Here is a 14,598-nt window from a genome sequence, read left to right as displayed (position 1 = left end):
GTTTGGAAACAAACAGAATGCTATCGCTGCATAGTTGAACAGTGATGTTCAGCAGTGTTCAGCGTAAATGTATCAGCGCCGGACATCCCTATTCTCCTTCAGACGGGAGGGATCCCTCCCCTGAGGGACAGGGATCCATTGGCGACGGCGGGACAGAGTCCTCCGCTGCTGCAGCAGAAGGGGAATCGGCGCCCGGTCGTGTCAGCAGTGGGGAACTATCTGCGATCCCGGCTGCCCCGCCAGGGTTTAAGTCGGGGTTTGTGGGGCTGATCGGGCGGCCCAATGTGGGCAAGTCCACCCTACTCAACGCCCTGGTGGGACAAAAGATTGCCATCACCTCTCCCGTGGCCCAGACCACCCGCAACCGCCTGCAGGGGATCCTCTCCCTACCCCAAGCCCAGATCATCTGGGTGGATACCCCTGGCATCCACAAACCCCACCACCGCCTGGGGGAAATCTTGGTACACAACGCCCAGGCAGCCATTGCCGCTGTGGACGTGATCCTCTTCGTGGTGGATGGATCGGTGCCGGCAGGACGCGGGGATGCTTTTATTGCCGAGCGGATCCCTGCTGCTTCCCCCTGCCTGATCGTCTGCAACAAAGCGGATCTGCTTCCTCGGGATGCTGCCGTGCGCCAAGCTCACCAAGAGAGCTACCAAGCCCTGCGCCCCGGCGCTCCTGTCGTTTGGGTGTCTGCCTTGGATCCCAGCAGTTTGACACCCCTGATCCAAGCCACCATCGATCTGCTGCCCACCGGCCCCTACTACTACCCGCCGGATCTGGTGACGGATCAGCCGGAGCGGTTCATCATGGCGGAGCTGATCCGAGAACAGGTGCTGCTGCAGACCCGCGAGGAAGTGCCCCATTCCGTGGCCGTGACCATCGACCAGGTGGAAGAAACCCCCAACGTCACCCGCATCTTGGCCACCCTCTATGTAGAGCGGGACTCGCAAAAGGGGATCCTCATTGGCAAAGGGGGGGAAAGGCTCAAGCGGATCGGCCAGGCAGCCCGCCTGCAGATTCAAAAGCTGATCCTGGGCAAGGTGTACCTGGAGCTGTTTGTCAAGGTGCGGCCCCACTGGCGGCGCTCTGAGCACCTTCTGCGCGACTTGGGCTACAGCGCTACGTCCCCCTAGCGGGAATAAGCCATTTGCGTCAGCAGGACGGAGTTCTTATGCCCCCCTCTCCCCTTGTGGGTAGGAGACTGGGGTATTTGCGCGAGCAGCACAGCGTGCTTGGGGGGAATGCTGCAAAAATGCCTTAAAAATGCCTTGGATCTGCTTGGAATAGATGCCGGATGGGATCCCTGCGTTAGCTTGGATAGCAAAGCCTTTGGAGTTCAACGGCAGTTTTTCCCATCTTGCTTTGCTGCCCCGCGCTATGACCGCTTTCTATCCCGCTACGGTTCAACCGGGCGCCCGCACCCTGCCTGGCCACTACTATGTTTCTTCCAGCCGCTTTGAGGCGGAGATTGAGCAGATTTTTTATCGGCAGTGGTTCTGCGTGGGGCGCAGTGCCGATCTGGCCCAACCTGGAGACTTTTTGCAGGTGCAGGTGCTCAGAGAAAGCCTGATCCTGGTACGGGATCCCAAGGGGCAAGCCCATGCCTTCTTCAACCACTGTCGCCATCGAGGAACCCGACTCTGCAGTGAGCCCCAAGGCCATTTTGCCGATGGGATCCCTTGCCCCTACCACGCCTGGCGCTATGGGCTGGATGGACAATTGTTGGCGGCTCCCCAGATGCACGAGGTGGAAGACTTTCGCCGTGAAGACTATCCCCTCCACTCAGCCGCTTTGGTGGAATGGGAAGGCTTTGTCTGGGTCAACCTCAGCCGCAATCCTCAGCCCTTCGATGAGGTTTTTGCCCCATTGCAAGGTCGTTTCCGAGAGTGGAACCTGTCTGCTTTGCGGCGAGGCCATCGTATTGAATACCACGTTCAAGCCAATTGGAAATTGCTGTTTGAAAACTACTCTGAGTGCTACCACTGCCCGCTCATTCACCCAGAATTGGCCCGCCTTTCGCCGGCTCGCAGCGGTCGCAACGACTTGATGGAAGGCCCCTTTTTGGGCGGCTACATGTTGCTCAATCCAGATGTGACCAGCCTAAACATGAGTGGCCAACGCAGCTTGCCCCTGATCTCCACCGTGCGAGGCGAGAACCAACGGCGGGCCTACTACTACACCCTTATGCCCAATCTATTCTTGAGCCTGCAGCCGGACTATGTCATGACCCACACTCTGTGGCCCCAGGGATCCGACCGGACGCGGGTTGTCTGCGATTGGCTGTTTGAGCCGGAGACCTTGGCGCTGGATGGTTTTGATCCCAGCGAGGTGGTGGAATTGTGGGATCGCACCAATCGACAGGATTGGCACCTGTGCGAGCTCACCCAGCAAGGGGTGGGATCCCGTGCCTATGAAGCAGGGCCTCTTTCCCATGCAGAAGGGTTGCTGCAAGCCTTTGGGCGGGAATACCGCCGGCAGATGCAGGAGTTGGAAGAACAAAGCTGGTGACATGCTCCCGCACTCATGCTGACGCAAAGCGCTCCGCGCCGCTAAAGCGAGAGAGTGCGGGCTTCTCAGTGACTCCTGTAAAGGACATTTCCTGAGCTTTGAGAACGGGATGCCCCACCGCTCTGTATTTGATGTTTATCGCCGCGTTGTGGTCTCGGCTCAGCTCTAGCCCACAATGCGGGCAAGAGTGCCATCTGTCTCGAATGGTTTTCGGTACTTTCTGACCACACTGAGAACAGTTTTGGCTTGTGCCGCTTGGATCCACTGCAATCGCCCTCAGCCCAGCTCTTTCAGCCTTGACTGCGAGAATTTGCAGGAATTGCCCCCACCCTGCATCATAGATAGACTTCGCTAGTCGGGTTCTAGCAATGCCTTTGGTGTTGAGCGCCTCATACGCAATATGCTTCCCTTTGCTTACCAGCTTCTTGGCTACTTTGTAGTGGAAATCTTTACGCTGATTGGCCACCTTGAGGTGCGCCTTGGCCACTCGCCTCAAGGCTTTCTTACGGCGGTTTGACCCTTTCTGCTTGCGGGATAAAGACCGCTGCAGCCTCTCCAGCCGCTTTTGGGCGCGGCGGTAATACTGGGGCACTGGGACGGACTCCCCTGTACCGGTCACCAAAAAGGAGTCCAGCCCCATGTCGATCCCTATCGTGTTCTCTGATGTTGGCGAATCGGGGGTTAATTCAGGGACAGACGCATCTTGCAGGCTTAATGTCACATACCACCCATCAGCCTTACGGGTGATAGTGGCAGTCTTGATAACAAACCCGTCAGGCAAAGGACGGTGTTGAATCAGTTTTACTGCTCCGATTTTGGGCAGATGAATGAACTTCCCCTGAAGGCAGTCCTGCTTCATCTGGGGAAAGGTGAAGGAACGATACCGGCCCGCCCCTTTGAATCTCGGCCTTCCTGCTCTCTTGCCGTTACGGTCGCCTTTCAGCCAGCGGTCGAATGCTTTATGCACTCGCTCTATGCAGTTTTGCAGGACTTGCGAATGGATTGCTTGGTATTCGGGGAACCTTGCTTTGGTATTCACCAAGTCCCGTTTTTGGGAGTAGAAATCAGGCCTGTCTCTCAGCTCAGGCAAATGACAGATTAAGGGGCAAGCGTTTATATCACAGCGGTTTTGCTCCCACCAGTTAAACCGCTCTGCCAACCGATAGTTGTACTGCTTGCGCAACAACTCCAGCCATTGCTCCATCAGAACAACTTGACTGGGGGTAGGCCGCAGACGGTACTGATAGGCAGTCCTCATCTTAAGCGTGCTCAGAAACCGCTACACTGATTATAGCGCCAGCAGAGATTAGCTTGTCGAGTGTGGGGTAGCTAAGCTCCACAGTGTACCCGTAGAGTCAGTGTCGGGATACAGATACCCCCACATGGGATATAATGGAAGTAGTTGCACAAAAACGGCTTTTGCCGGAATCTGGTGCAACTACGCGGTAGGTCATTCCGTGTCTGCTCGTGGAGGGTTCTTGCGATGGCTCCCCGATGAAGCGAGAAGCCTACTCCGTACTGCCATCAGTCGGAGTCGGGAGTATGTCACCAGCCATGAAGCATGATTTCGTTTCCAGCGGCAGAGCTGTATCTGATTTGAAGGCACATTTGGTCTTAACCACCAAGTACCGTCGCAAGGTATTTACCGGCGAAATGCTGCAGCGATTACATGGATTCATGTATGACCTCTGCCAAAAGTGGGGCTGTAAACTTATTGAGTTCAACGGCGAGGCAGACCATGTTCATCTGCTGTTCCAGTACTATCCGCAGATAGATCTGTCCAAATTGGTAAACAACATCAAATCCGTCTCTAGTCGCAGGATGAGAAGCGAGTTTGCGGACTACATCAGCAAGATATACCGAAAAAATGTGCTATGGAACGAGTCTTATTTCATCGCTTCATGCGGTGGGGTAACAGTCTCGGTATTGCGCCAGTACATTGAAAACCAAGGTACTCCCGCCTCTCATCCCGACCCAAGCGCTCCGCGCCGCTAGCGCGAACGTCCTGCGGACAGAGGGCGGGGCTTCTCGGCGGTTTAGCTAAAAAAGTGTTAGGGACAGAGGGTTTTTGTTGATTGGGTTGCCGTTGGCGTTGTTAGGACGAAGTTCTTTGTAAGGTGCTTTGGGCTGAGGTTAACCACAATGTTGCGACTGTACGGGATCCCAACCTCCGGAAATTGCTACAAAGTGGAATTGCTCCTCAAGCAATTGGGGATCCCTTATGAGACCGTTGAAGTCAACTCCAGGGCCGGAGAAAACCGCCGCCCCGAGTACCTGGCCAAGAACCCCCTGGGCCAGATCCCGGCTTTGGAACTGGAAGATGGAACGGTCTTGGCGGAGTCCGCCGCGATCTTGGTTTACCTGGCAGAAGACACCCCCCTCTACGGCCAAAACAAGTTGGAACGGGCCGAGATTTTGAAGTGGTTGCTTTTTGAACAAACCCGCATTGCCCGCTACATCGCCACCACTCGCTTCTGGGTGCGGGCCGGCCAAGCAGAGGCCCATGCTGACGTGATCGCCCAGAACTTGAAATCTGGAACAGAGGCCTTGGAGATCATGGAAGGCCACCTGCAGGGGAAAGCATTTTTTGTGGGCAACCGCTACACCATCGCCGATCTCGCCCTTTTCACCTACACCCATGTGGCGGAGCAGGGCGGGTTTGACCTCAAGCCCTTTCCCCAGATCCGAGCCTGGTGTCAGCGGGTGAAAGCCACCGACCGCTTCTTCCCCCTCCCCGGAGCCTAGAACGCCTTCCGCTAGTTGCTGGCTCCCTCCATGCCCTCTAGCAACTGGCCCAGATACCAAATCTCGACCTCGCTGGCCACATCTCCCTCAGCCAAGAAGGGCGTGCCATCTTGAAAGTTGAGCGGCCCCTTGAAGAGCTGAATGCTGCCATTCCCCAAGCCGGCGATGAACTCCTCCAACTTAGCCCTATCTTCTGGCTCCAGGGCTTCTCCCATGATGAACCCTGCCGAAGACGTGTCCGGGTTGTTGATATCCGACCAGTCGATGGGCGGACGCAGGAATTGGCTCTCGAAGGTGCCCGCGCGAGCTGCCTCGATCAATTGCTTGTATCCTGGCCCCCAGTTGTAGTAGGAAACCCCCAGGCAAATTTCGGGCGCAAAGTTACAACCGCTGGCCAGGCCGTAGTGGGTGTAGCGCACTCGCTTTCCGGCCTCAGCAGCCCGCTTGCCTTGTACCGCCGCCTCCGGCGTATCCAACCCCGACATCACCACATCAAAGCCGCTGTTGTAAAAGTCATCGGCAACCTTGCTTGGATCCAAAGTAACCCCTGGAATGTTGAACCAGAAGCCAATCCAGGTCACCCGGAACTGCAACTCTTCAGGACGATCTCGGTAAGTTTCCCAGCAGTATTTGGCCCCCAAGTAAGCAGCAGCAGCGTAACGGCGGGTTTCATCGTTGATCAGAGGTCCCAATAGGCCAATTTTGCCGGTTTCGGAGCCCAGGGCTGCAGCACAGCCAGCCACCATGCGCATCGCTTCCATCTGGGGCATGATGTTGGCCAAGTTGGGCAGATCGATGTAATTTTTCCCCTCCTTCCAGGCCATGTCCCCAGAAGCATGGATAACCGCAATCTCGGGATGCTTGCGGGCCGTTTCAATCGCGTCGTCTTTGTGGTCATCAGAAGTAAAGATGATAACCTTGGCCCCTCGGGCGATCATGTCATCCGCCACCTGGGAGGCGCGCACATTGGGCCGATCCGCCGGGTTCACCTTATCCAGGTAATCAAACTCGACACCGGGCAACTTGGCCTTGACGTATTCGCTGCCCTCCACATGCGCCTGGCTCCAGCCGCCATCCTGCATCGGCCCCACCAGCACCATGCCCACTTTGAAGGTCTCTTGCGCTGTTGTGGGGGTGGATCCCAGTAGAGCGGCGACTGCCAGGCCAATAGCCCAGCCTCTCGAGGGAGAAAAAGCGCGGGTAAGATTCCAGTTCACAGGCAGCTCCAACAGAACAGGGATCCAAAGCCGGAAGACTACATCCATCATCGGGATCCCGCTGCAGATCGCTGTATCTGAGAATACAAAAAGGCGCTTGGCAAACGACGTGGAAGCCAGCAGGGGCTCAGGGAGAAATTTATCGTTCCTTCAGTTCCCGCTGAATCTCCCGCTGGGTTTGCCGCTCTTTGATTGCCTGCCGCTTGTCGTGGAGCTTTTTGCCGCGGGCCACGCCCAGATGGGCTTTGATCCAGCCGCGGTTGAGCACCAGCTTGAGGGGAACCACGGTCAGGCCCTTTTGTTCCACCAAGCCCCGTAGGCGGTCGATCTCGCGGCGGTGCAGCAGCAACTTGCGGCGGCGGGTAGGGTCGTGGTTAAACACTTTGCTGGCGGTGTCATGGGGGGAGATGTGCAGATTGTGCAGCCATGCTTCCCCATCCCGAAAGAGGGCAAAAGCGTCTTGCAGGTTGGCTTTGCCCGCTCGTATCGATTTCACCTCTGTGCCGGTCAGTTGGATCCCGGCCTCATAGGTCTCCAAGATGTCGTACTCGAAGCGGGCGCGACGGTTGTCAACCAGGGTTTTGACGTTGGGATCCACAGCCATAGGCTTTCAGTAGACCAGAGGGCCTAACGAGAGGTCAGGGATCTCTCCAATTTTCGCACCGCCCGCCCAACCAAGCGCTCGGATTTGCCGCGCCAGAGAAAGCGAATGGGGGTACCGGTAAAGTCCAGGTTTTGCCGGAAGTGCTTTTCCAGGAAGCGGCGGTAGTTATCCTTAAACAAATCGGGATCGTTGACAAACAGAACAAAGGTGGGGGGCCGATCCGCCACCTGGGTGCCGTAGTAAATTCTGCCCTGCTTGCCCTGGCGGTTGGTGGGGGGCGATTGCCAGGCAAGAGCATCCTGGAGCACTTCGTTGACCACAGCGGTGGGAACCCGTTTGCGGTGGGCGGCCACCACGGTATTCACCTGCTCAAAGATTTTGTGGGTGCGTTGCCCGGTGAGGGCGCTGACAAACAGGAGCGGCGCCCATTCAATAAAGTAAAGCCTGTCGCGAATCTCGCGGGTGAACTCGTTGATGGTGTGGGTATCTTTGTTTTCTACTGCATCCCACTTGTTGACGACGACAACGCAGGCGCGGCCCTCTTCTTCGATGCGCCCGGCCAGCCTCTGATCCTGTTCGGTAACCCCCTCCAAAGCATCGATCACCAGCAGCACTGCATCCGAGCGCTGGATGGCCTTGAAGGCCCGGTTGATGCTGAAGAACTCAATGCCGTACTCCACGCGTTTTTTTTTGCGGATCCCGGCGGTATCGATGAGGCGATAGGGCTGCCCTTCCCAGGTGACCACGGTGTCGATGGCATCACGGGTGGTGCCGGAAATGGGGCTAACGATGGCCCGCTCGGATCCCACCAGGCGATTGAGCAGGCTGGATTTGCCCACGTTGGGCCGCCCCACAATCGAGACGGCGATGGGATCTGGCTCGCCTGCGGCTTCTGCGGTCACTTCGGGCAAGTGAGCCAGCACCGCCTCCAACAGCTCGGCTACCCCATTGCCATGGATGCCGGAACAGGGGATCGGATCCCCCAGCCCCAGCTCCCAAAAGGCTGCTGCCTGAGCCAGGCCCATCTGCCCCGACTCGCACTTGTTTACGGCCACCACCACCGGCAGGGGTTGTTTGCGCAGCCAATCGGCCACTTCTACATCGGCGGGTGTCAGTCCCTCTCGGCCATCCACCACGAAGATCACGGCCTGCGCCTCGGCCATGGCTGCCATCGCTTGCTGGCGAATGTGGGGCAGAAATTCGCTGTCGTCGCCAAAAACCAGGCCGCCGGTGTCCACCACCCGCAAGCGGCGCCCGTTCCACTCCACCTCCTGGTACAGGCGATCCCGGGTCACGCCGGGCTCATCGTGCACAATGGCCGAACGCACCCCCGCCATGCGGTTGACGAGGGTGGATTTGCCCACGTTGGGGCGGCCCACAATGGCCACAAGAGGTAGGGGCACTGTTGGCTCGTCGATAACTTGGGATATCTATCCTAGCTGTTCGGGATCCCGGATGCCCAAAGCCGCCAATCTCGATCATTGCTTTGGATGCAGGTCTGGCGGTAAGTTAGGTACCTATCCTCCCATCAGGCACCGGCTGTGCCCCTTCCCCATTCTTGCCATGAACCGCGCTCTCGTTCCCGCCCAGCGGCTGAACAAGCTGCCCGCCTATGTCTTCGCCCGCTTGGATGAGCTGAAGGCCCGCGCCCGCCAGCAGGGGTTGGATTTGATCGATCTGGGCATGGGCAACCCCGATGGTCCCACCCCACAGCCGGTGGTGGAGGCGGCGCAGGCGGCCATTGCGGATCCCGCCCACCACGGCTACCCGCCCTTTGAGGGCACGGCCAGCTTCCGCCAGGCGATCACGGATTGGTACTGGCGCCGCTACGGGGTGGAGCTGGATCCCAATGGAGAGGCGCTGCCTTTGCTGGGATCCAAAGAGGGGCTGACCCACCTGGCTCTGGCCTATGTGGATCCCGGAGATCTGGTGTTGGTGCCTAGCCCTGCCTATCCGGCCCATTTTCGCGGCCCCATGATCGCAGGGGGGCAGATCTACCCGATGATGCTGCGACCGGAGAAGGGGTGGTTGATCGATCTGCAAGAAATACCGCCGGAAGTGGCCCAGCAAGCGCGGGTGCTCTACTTTAACTACCCCAACAACCCGACGGCGGCAGTTGCGCCCCGCTCTTTTTTTGAGGAGGTGGTGGAGTTTGCCCGCCGCTACGGTCTCATCCTAGTGCACGACCTGTGCTACGCCGAGCTGGCTTTTGATGGCTACCGGCCCACCAGCTTGCTGCAGATCCCAGGGGCCAAGGACTTGGCGGTGGAGTTCCATACCCTTTCCAAAACCTACAACATGGCCGGCTGGCGGGTGGGATTTGTGGTGGGCAATCGCCAGATCATCCAGAGCTTGCGCACTCTAAAAACCAATCTCGACTACGGCATTTTTGCCGCCATCCAAAAGGCCGCCGAAACTGCCCTGCGCCTGCCGGATAGCTACCTGGAGCAGGTACAAGAGCGCTACCGTCGCCGGCGCGACTATCTGATCGGCCGCCTAGCGGAGTTGGGCTGGCGGATCGAGCCGCCACGGGCGACGATGTATCTCTGGATCCCTACCCCCCGCGCTGCCGACGGCACCCCCGAGGGATCAACAGAGTTTGCCCTACGGGTTTTAGAGTCCACCGGGGTGGTGGTGACTCCCGGCAGCGCCTTTGGAGAAGGGGGAGAAGGCTACGTGCGGATTAGCTTGATTGCCGATTGCGAGCGCATGGGGCAGGCCATCGATCGCTGGGCGGAAGCCGGGATCCGCTACTGCTGAGCCATAGGATGAAGGAGCCGCGAGGATCCCTTCTGGCAAGGATCTGAAGGATTTAGATCAATAGCCATTCTCGATCCTCCATCACCCCCGGCCTCTCTCCCAGGGGGAGCTAGGGATCAACGCGACAAACCCTTTGATTGGCTACTTGAAGTGACCGCATATGGTCGTTTCAGGTTAGGGTGAGACGCCTGCGCCACTGAGAAAAGCCCTATAGACCCGTTCCTTCAAAGTTTTAGGGTGGTTGCAGTGTCCTGGCTTGAATCGAAATGACCGTAATTCTCAGTCCTTGGGAAGTTGATACTGCTCCACGATGCGCCGGGCGAAGGGGGGCACGTGCTGCTCTAGCTTGTGCGGATAGTGGCGGCGCACATAGAGGTAGTTACGGGTGAAGTGGGAATCGATGGAAAAACGGGCATATTCCAAACCGCGTGGCCCAAACCGCTCGATCACCGCCCCCATGATCTGGGCCAACCACATCGGTAGGGTCAGGGCTTGATCGTAGGCTGGGATCCCCTGTTGCACTGCCGCCCGCCGGGATCCCTGGGAGATCACCGGTTGGGTTTCCAGCTCTTCCCAAACCAAGTCCAGCAGCTCTTGCCCCCGCTGGTTGCGCACCAGCAGCCATTGCCAGCCCAAGGGGGATCCCATGTAGCCCACCACCAGATCCGCCAGAGCATTCACATAATCAAAACAACTGAGGCAAGAGGGGGCAAACACATCCTTTAATTCCTTGGTTTTAAGACCGAAGAAAGGCACCTTTTCGATTGAGCCATCTTCGTGTCTGAAGTGAACACGAAAATCCTGCATAAACTCGTAATGCACCACCGTTTCTGGGGAGCGACTGGTGGTTTCTAGAAATTTTTGCAGCCCGGCGCGACTGACATTGTCCACACAAGGCGTGCCCAACACATACAGCTTCTCTAGGCCCAGTTTTTTTTCCACAGCCCGCAAAGCTTGGATTTGGCAGCCCACCCCGATCACCAATAGGCGTTTGAGGCCACTTTGCTCCACTTGCTCCAGCACCGACAAATTGGGGGACAGGGTTGGTTTATTGACCCGCGCCGCCAAGACCGCTTCGGGGGTACGTGCCAAGATGGGCCGGGGCTGAAAACGATCCTGGGCATCCGCCTGCACGCACACCACCCCTTCCACCAAGCCGCTGGTGAGGGCCTTCATGCCAATGCTGCTGACGATGCCCGTCCACTGGGCACCAGGGATCGGATCCCGCTTGCGGGCTGTGTACATCGCCTCGTAGACACCGAAGTAATCGGTATCGGTGACGGCAAGGGATCCTGAGCGCAGCGATTCCCGGGATCGCCCGTGGGTCTGTTCTTCCAACTGGGTCAGTTGCTGGTCCAAGAAGGCACAGGCTTCTTTGACGTGGGCCACGTAGCGGGTATCGCAGAGGCCGCACTGGCTGCACAGCTCTTTGGCCGGATAGCGGCCGGAACGGATGGGCCGGGCTGGACGCGGTGAACGGGATCCCATGATTTCTAGTGTTTGCGTAAGCGGAATGGAGTCCAATGGATCTTTTGAGCTTTGCTATTTAAGCTTTCTTTGAGATCTAAAGACACAGGCACCTCAGGCGTTCGCAGCAACGGCAACCAAGGTGCTCTCTTCAGTTTGCGGCCAAAACGGCAGATAGCGGCAAAGAACTTCGAGGGATCCCTGCTATAAGGAGCGCAAAATTTCAGAGCCTCTATAGATTGCTGTAGCGTTCTTCGGCCCAGGGTTCACCGCCCATGTAGTAGCCGTTGCTCCCCCAAAAGCCCAGCTGATCTTAGGGGGGAAACTCCAGGCATATGGGTGAGGGATCAAAGTGCGCACCGGCCCTACCGGGAGCGGTTGTCCTTCCAGGGTATGAACCAGGTAGTTTTCGGGGCGGATGAACTCCTCCAGAGTCAGGTTGGTGGTGTAGCCGCCATAACAGTGTTGCATCACCGCCTTGGCCTCAGGAGCAATGGATACCAACTGCAACCCATCCGGGATCCACACCCCTGTCCAGTTGACATCCTCCATCTCCTTTCGGTACAACGCAAAGACTGGAGACACGGCACAGCTTGCCCACTGCTGTCGCCCCCATCCAGCCCCACCACTTGGCCGGTGTACTCCGTCATCCAAGGCTTGGTACTGCGCTGGAGTGGCCTTGAGGAGTTTGGCATCTCCGACCAGCGTGGGTGCATCTTAATTGCAGGTCTAACAGGGCAAAAGCCGTCCTGGAAGGGCGGGGCTTTGGACCTAGCTTTTTGGTAAAGGTATGGGCTCTAGGGTGGAATCTTGTCCGTGACGGGCCTGTAGGATCGGGTCAACCGGGAACGAGGACTGGCGCTGCTTCAGGATCGGGGAGAATGGATCCCTGTTGGAGCCTGTGAATGGCTGGCGGGGATAGGGGAGAAGAGCCCGGAAGGAACTCCGTCCCGCTAACCCAAGCGGGTGAGGTTGATAAGGCCGACTGGTGGAACTGAGTTGAGCAATTTTGGGGTGCAGAGCGTGTTGTCGATGAACCTATGGAGTGCAGGGCTGTTGGGCCTTACCTTCAGCTCACCTGGAGAATTTGTCTTCCGCTTTCCCCCCGGCACCCCGCTGGTGGGAGGGCTGGGCCTACGCTGGTATGGCCTATTGATGGCAGTGGCCGTGTTGGTCGGCTTGATCTTGACCAAAGCGTTGGCAGAATCTCGTCATCTAGAGAAAGAGCCTGGCAAAGCCAGTGAGCGAGTGGAGCTACTGGCCCTGTGGTTGGTAATATCTGGGTTTCTGGGCGCCCGCCTCTACTACGTCCTCACCCACTGGTCAGAGTTCCAAGACAACCCCCTCTCGGCCTTTGCCATTTGGCAGGGGGGTCTCATCATCCACGGTGGGGTGTTGGCCGGCGCGCTTGCCCTTTACCTCTATTGCCGCACCACCGGGATCAACGGCTGGAAGTACGCCGATGTGCTCACGCCGGGGTTGATTTTGGGCCAAGCCATCGGGCGCTGGGGCAACTTTTTCAACTCTGAGGCCTACGGTGCCCCTATTCCTCCCGACAGCCCTTGGCCGCTGCGGGTGTACATTCCTCCCCAAGCCCGCGAGCCGGAATACAGCCAATTTGAGTTTTTTCACCCCATCTTTTTTTACGAAAGCGTCCTCAACCTGCTTCTATTTGCCCTCTTGATGGGAATGTTCTGGCGCTTTCCCAAACTCAAAGATGGCACTTGGGTTTGGACCTATGTTGTCGGCTATAGCCTGATCCGCATCCCCTACGAAATCTTGCGCGTGTCGGCGGTGGCCTATCTGCCGAGAACTGCCATCAAGGCTGCCTACGTGGCCAGCGCCTTGGGCCTAGTGCTTGGGATCGGCATGCTGATCTACATGTACCGGCTGCGCTATGATCCCGACCTAGAACGATTAGCAGCTTGGTTGGCCGAGCAGGCAGGGCTGGAGCTGGAAACAGCTTCAGACCTTGTGCAGCGGGCTTGGGCCATCCAGCAACAACACCGCCGCGCCGACCTGTTGGATCGTGTTACCCTAGCCATGCCCCACTTTCCCAGCGCCCTTGCCCCCCACCTCTCTCTGGCTCGACGGGAGCTGCTGATGCGGCAACTGTTCTGCCGTCTGGAAGGGCGGGATCCCACTGAGGAAGGGCTGGCCCAAGCAAGCTAGCGCCGGGGCCTCAGGCTAGGTCAGGTTATACCCAAACTACCCCCTCAGGTCTTTAGACTTTGCAACCACTTTTCCAGAGCGCGGATGGGGGTCCGATCTCGGTAGACGCGCTCCTGGCGCCTCTTCACCTGTTGGCCCATTTGCTCTCGCCACTCTGGATCCAAGCCCAACTGACTGGCAATCTGGACGTATTCATCGAGGGTGTGGGCGATGGTATCCAGGATCCCCATCTGCTGCAGGATGGCGTAGGTGTGGCGGCCCCGCAGCAGGGATCCGGGCAAGGTGACGATGGGCAGGCCGTGGGGCAGGGCTTCCAGGGTGGTGTTGCCCCCTGACCAGCCGAGGCTATCCAGGTAAATATCCCCCAGGGCGTTGTAGGCGGCATATTCTGCAGGCGAGAGTTCCGGTAGGAGCACCACATACTCTTCGGCAGCTAGGTCATAGGCCTGAAAGGCTCGTCGCAGCCGCTGCCAAAAGCGCTCGCGGATCCCTTGGGAGAGGCGGCCCCGCAAAAATAGAAATTGACACTTCCCCACTTCCCGGGCGATGCGGGGGAACACCTCGTCGTACTGAGGTAAGTACTTGAATAGGGATTGGGCGCAGAGGTAAAGCACCCTGTCGGGATCCACCCCCCAAGCTTGCCAGTCCACAGGGGCAGGGTCAACTTCTAGGGGAATATAGTAGGTGCCGATGCCAGGCAGGGGCAGGAGCTGCTCGGTGTAATGGCCGGCCCCGTCCGGCGGCTCCATCAGCTCGCTGCTGAGGAAAACGTCTATTGTCGGCAGGCCAGAAGTTTGCGGGTGGCCCCAGGCCATCGCCTGTACCGGCGCCAAGCGGAGGGCGGCCAGTTGGGCACAGACCGGGTCAATGCCCACTTCCGGGTAGAGGAGCACATCCAGCTGTGCCTGATACATTTACGCTGAACACTGCTGAACATCACTGTTCAACTATGCAGCGATAGCATTCTGTTTGTTTCCAAACAGAATGGCGGTATCCCGCAAAGCTTTGAGTAGGTCGTGTTGATCTTATGTTAGGATAGAGAGAGTAATTTATAGAGGAAAGAGGATGAAGTTGGTTTTTTTAGATGAAAACAAATGGCAGAAGATATTGGCTTTTTTACAG

Annotated in this window: 13 protein-coding genes; 6 read left to right on the top strand and 7 right to left on the bottom strand. The window is 57.9% G+C overall.

The window, feature by feature from the left end; genetic code table 11:
- Positions 1–44 precede the first annotated feature (44 nt).
- Complete coding sequence (gene era, locus NW828_RS12000) at positions 45–1,136, top strand: GTPase Era (protein ID WP_414384116.1); 1,092 nt, start codon at positions 45–47, stop codon at positions 1,134–1,136.
- 244 nt (positions 1,137–1,380) lie between these two features.
- On the top strand, positions 1,381–2,511 hold the full coding sequence (locus NW828_RS11995) for an aromatic ring-hydroxylating oxygenase subunit alpha (protein ID WP_414384114.1): 1,131 nt from the start codon (positions 1,381–1,383) through the stop codon (positions 2,509–2,511).
- A 13-nt stretch (positions 2,512–2,524) separates the two neighbouring features.
- Here the strand turns inward: NW828_RS11995 and NW828_RS11990 are convergent, their stop codons facing one another.
- Positions 2,525–3,769, bottom strand: a complete 1,245-nt coding sequence (locus tag NW828_RS11990) for an RNA-guided endonuclease InsQ/TnpB family protein (RefSeq protein WP_414384112.1) — start codon at positions 3,767–3,769, stop codon at positions 2,525–2,527.
- Positions 3,770–4,065: 296 nt separating this feature from the next.
- Here NW828_RS11990 and tnpA point away from each other — a divergent pair, with 296 nt between their 5' ends.
- Both tnpA and NW828_RS11980 read left to right on the top strand, forming a co-directional pair.
- A complete protein-coding gene (gene tnpA / locus NW828_RS11985) occupies positions 4,066–4,506 on the top strand; it encodes an IS200/IS605 family transposase (protein WP_414384118.1) in 441 nt (146 codons plus the stop codon).
- 147 nt (positions 4,507–4,653) lie between these two features.
- A complete protein-coding gene (locus NW828_RS11980) occupies positions 4,654–5,256 on the top strand; it encodes a glutathione S-transferase family protein (protein WP_011432893.1) in 603 nt (200 codons plus the stop codon).
- 11 nt (positions 5,257–5,267) lie between these two features.
- Here NW828_RS11980 and NW828_RS11975 read toward each other — a convergent pair whose 3' ends face one another.
- From NW828_RS11975 to der, 3 genes are all read right to left on the bottom strand, one after another.
- Positions 5,268–6,473, bottom strand: a complete 1,206-nt coding sequence (locus tag NW828_RS11975) for a BMP family lipoprotein (RefSeq protein WP_414342732.1) — start codon at positions 6,471–6,473, stop codon at positions 5,268–5,270.
- A 139-nt stretch (positions 6,474–6,612) separates the two neighbouring features.
- The gene (smpB, locus tag NW828_RS11970) at positions 6,613–7,077 is read right to left on the bottom strand and encodes an SsrA-binding protein SmpB (RefSeq protein WP_011432891.1); all 465 of its coding nucleotides are present in this window, start codon (positions 7,075–7,077) and stop codon (positions 6,613–6,615) included.
- Positions 7,078–7,100: 23 nt separating this feature from the next.
- Entirely contained in the window at positions 7,101–8,480 is a 1,380-nt protein-coding gene (gene der, locus NW828_RS11965) for a ribosome biogenesis GTPase Der (RefSeq protein ID WP_414384111.1), read from the bottom strand.
- A 160-nt stretch (positions 8,481–8,640) separates the two neighbouring features.
- Between der and NW828_RS11960 the strand changes: the two genes are divergently transcribed.
- Positions 8,641–9,837 (top strand): aspartate aminotransferase, encoded by a 1,197-nt coding sequence (locus tag NW828_RS11960; RefSeq protein ID WP_414384110.1) that lies wholly within the window; start codon positions 8,641–8,643, stop codon positions 9,835–9,837.
- 279 nt (positions 9,838–10,116) lie between these two features.
- Here the strand turns inward: NW828_RS11960 and NW828_RS11955 are convergent, their stop codons facing one another.
- A complete protein-coding gene (locus NW828_RS11955) occupies positions 10,117–11,325 on the bottom strand; it encodes a Coenzyme F420 hydrogenase/dehydrogenase, beta subunit C-terminal domain (RefSeq protein ID WP_414384108.1) in 1,209 nt (402 codons plus the stop codon).
- Positions 11,326–11,508: 183 nt separating this feature from the next.
- The gene (locus tag NW828_RS11950; RefSeq protein ID WP_414384106.1) at positions 11,509–11,889 is read right to left on the bottom strand and encodes a molybdopterin-dependent oxidoreductase; all 381 of its coding nucleotides are present in this window, start codon (positions 11,887–11,889) and stop codon (positions 11,509–11,511) included.
- 447 nt (positions 11,890–12,336) lie between these two features.
- On the opposite strand from NW828_RS11950, the gene lgt reads away from it, so the two are divergent.
- Positions 12,337–13,476 (top strand): prolipoprotein diacylglyceryl transferase, encoded by a 1,140-nt coding sequence (lgt, locus tag NW828_RS11945; protein ID WP_414384104.1) that lies wholly within the window; start codon positions 12,337–12,339, stop codon positions 13,474–13,476.
- A gap of 44 nt (positions 13,477–13,520) precedes the next feature.
- Here lgt and NW828_RS11940 read toward each other — a convergent pair whose 3' ends face one another.
- Positions 13,521–14,390: a hypothetical protein gene (locus NW828_RS11940; RefSeq protein ID WP_414384103.1), complete on the bottom strand. Its 870-nt coding sequence runs from the start codon at positions 14,388–14,390 to the stop codon at positions 13,521–13,523.
- Positions 14,391–14,598 lie beyond the last annotated feature (208 nt).

Source organism: Synechococcus sp. W55.2, from assembly GCF_047461635.1.
Classification (GTDB): domain Bacteria; phylum Cyanobacteriota; class Cyanobacteriia; order Thermostichales; family Thermostichaceae; genus Thermostichus.
The sequence above is the reverse complement of the archived record's forward strand: the minus strand, read 5'-3'. Positions and strand labels throughout refer to the sequence as shown.